We start from the raw sequence: 1,256 nt of genomic DNA on the forward strand, positions 1-1,256 counted from the left end.
GCGCAGGACGGCGACGCAGGGCGGCCGTCGGCACCCGAACCCGTGGAGCGCGCGTCCGCCGACCCCGGGCAGGCGAGGAAGGAGCCCGGCGCCGCACCCGCCGCGGACGTCCAGGGCCCCGCCGGGCGCGCCTTCGTCAGCCCCGGCCGGGCGGCGCTGGCCGCCGCCGCTCCTTCGAGCGCGGAGGACGACCTCGACGCGGAGGCCCCGGCGGTCACCTTCGAGGAGCTCTACGCGACCACCCACACCCGGCTGGTGCAGCAGGTGTTCCTGCTGACCGCCTGCCGGCACCGGGCGGTGCACTGCGTACGGCGGGCGTTCGGGGAGGCGCGCAGGAGCTGGGGCGCGGTCACCGGTTCGGGGAACCCGGAGGGGTGGGTGCGGGTGCGCGCCTGCGAGCTGGCGCTGTCGCCGTGGCACCGGGGCGGGCCCCGGCGGTCGCACGCGTGGGGGCTGCCGCACCGGCGGATCAGGGTGCGGCCGGCCGACGAGTCGCAGGCGGTGCTGCCGGACCACGACCGGCTGACCGACCGGGACCGGGCGCTGCTGAAGGCGCTGAAGCGGCTGTCCCGCCCCCAGCGCCGGGCGCTGGTGCTGCACGACGGGCTGGGGTTCCCGGCGGCGGCGGTCGCGGTGGAGGTGGAGTCCACCCGGGCGGCGGCCGAGGGGCGGGTGTGGGCGGCGCGGGCGGCGCTGGCGCAGTGGGTGCCGGAGCTGGTCGGGCCGGATCCGGCGGCGCCGGGCTTCGCGGACGGGCTGAGCGGGCTGCTGCACCGGGCGGCGGTGCGCGGCTGCCCGGAGCCGCACCGTACGCCGGTGGCGGTGCTGCGGGCCCGGCACCGGCTCTGGACGGCGAGCCGGACGGGCGCGGCGGCGCTGCTGACGCTCGCGGTGGGCGGGGCGGTGCTGGCGACCCTGGCGGGGGTGCGCCCGGCGGGGCTGTTCCGGCCGTCCGCCCCGCCGGCGCCCGCGCAGTGCCTGCCGGCCGCTCTGCCCGCCACCGGCCCGGAGGAGGCGGACTCGGCGGACGCGGCGGGACCGGCCGGCCCGGGTGTGCCGCTGCTGCCCGGCGGGGCGCCGAACGGCATCACCAGCATCTGGTGCAGCCCGGCACCCGGCCTGGAGGCCGTCCTGGTGGAGCCGCGGCCGCAGGCGGCCGCGCGCTGGGAGCTGCCGGCGGCGGCCCGGGGCGCCGCTCCCCCGCCGCAGGGCCCGGTGGCCTGTCCGCTGTGGTCGCCGCTGCCCTGCACGACGGC

Annotated in this window: 1 pseudogene; it reads left to right on the forward strand. The window is 81.3% G+C overall.

The window, feature by feature from the left end:
• Positions 1 to 42 precede the first annotated feature (42 nt).
• A pseudogene (locus ACFU6K_RS39290) lies at positions 43 to 1,256 on the forward strand (hypothetical protein); the annotation flags it as partial.

This window comes from Kitasatospora sp. NPDC057512 (assembly GCF_042802135.1).
GTDB lineage: Bacteria > Actinomycetota > Actinomycetes > Streptomycetales > Streptomycetaceae > Kitasatospora.